This is a genomic window from Paraburkholderia sp. IW21, assembly GCF_041321145.1.
Classification (GTDB): Bacteria; Pseudomonadota; Gammaproteobacteria; order Burkholderiales; family Burkholderiaceae; genus Paraburkholderia.
In genome coordinates this window covers 1-1,283 of the sequence record NZ_JBGGWA010000028.1, presented here as the reverse complement: position 1 = coordinate 1,283, position 1,283 = coordinate 1, and the positions used below count along the sequence as shown (strand labels likewise).

The 1,283-nt window shown below is 65.7% G+C and carries 1 protein-coding gene and 1 pseudogene; both read left to right on the top strand.

Going from position 1 to position 1,283, the window contains the following annotated elements:
• Positions 1–657 (top strand): GMC oxidoreductase (locus tag ACAX43_RS32820; protein WP_370712472.1); only part of this gene is annotated, 657 nt, incomplete at its 5' end.
• Positions 658–753: 96 nt separating this feature from the next.
• Positions 754–1,283: pseudogene (locus ACAX43_RS32815) on the top strand (MFS transporter); the annotation flags it as partial.

The window sequence follows — 1,283 nt, the reverse complement described above, 5'->3', positions numbered from 1 at the left end:
CTCTTCTTCCTGTGGTGCAACCGGCCTTATTCGCGCGGCCGCGTGCAACTCGCTTCACCCGATGCAGCGGTCGCGCCGCGCGTCGAACTCAACCTGCTCGACGATGAGCGCGACCTCGAACGGCTTGCGGTCGGCGTGCGGATGCTGGCGAAGGTCGTCGCGGCATCGGGCCTCGGTCACGATCAGCGCGACTTTTTCCCCGCTGCGTTCTCGCCGCGCGTGAAGGCGCTGAGCCGCGTCGGCCAGGGCAATGCGCTGCTGACGTCGATGCTCGGCATGCTGCTCGAGACACCCGCGCCGATCCGCCGCGTGCTGATCGGACGCTTCTTCACGCGCGGGCTGCAGATGTCCGCGTTGCTCGCCGACGAGCGCGCGCTCGCGGACTTCATCCGCGCGAATGTCTTCGGCGTATGGCATGCGAGCGGGACATGCCGCATGGGCGACGCGCGCGAGCGCGGCGCAGTCACGGATACCGAAGGCCGCGTGCATGGAACGCAGTGCCTGCGCGTCGTCGATGCATCGCTGATGCCGCGGCTGCCGTCGGCCAACACGAATATCCCGACCATCATGATCGCCGAGAAGATCGCCGACGCGATGGTCACGAAGCAACGCGCAGGGAGTGCATCGAGTACGACGCCGCTCGCCGCCGCGCACTGACAGTTTTCTTTAACGTCAACAAGAGCACGCAAGTACAACGTGCCTTCAACACGGGGTCGATCGAGAGACGGCTCGGTGACATTCAAGGAGATGGAAATGTCCGTAGCAGCGCAAAATGGCGCAGCCGTGCCCGCAGTCGATCAGCGGCAGGTGATGGGCGCAGTGGCAGCATCGTGTTTCGGTTGGGCACTGGATTTGTTCGACCTGTTCGTGCTGTTGTATGTCGCGCCAGTGGTGGGGCGTCTTTTCTTCCCATCCGAGCATGCGATGCTTTCTCTCGCGGCAGTCTATGCATCGTTCGCCGTAACACTGCTGATGCGCCCACTCGGCTCCGCGCTCTTCGGCTCTTACGCCGACCGCCGTGGCCGTAAAGGCGCGATGATCGTCGCGGTGGTCGGCGTCGGGCTGTCGACGGCCGCGTTCGGCTTGCTGCCGACCGTCGCTCAAGTCGGACTGTTCGCGCCGATTCTCTTCCTCCTGCTGCGCCTGATCCAGGGCGTGTTCGTCGGCGGCGTGGTTGCTTCGACGCACACCATCGGCACGGAATCCGTCGCGCCGAAGTATCGCGGCGCGGTGTCGGGGCTGATCGGCGGCGGCGGGGCGGGACTCGGGGCGCTGCTCGCGTC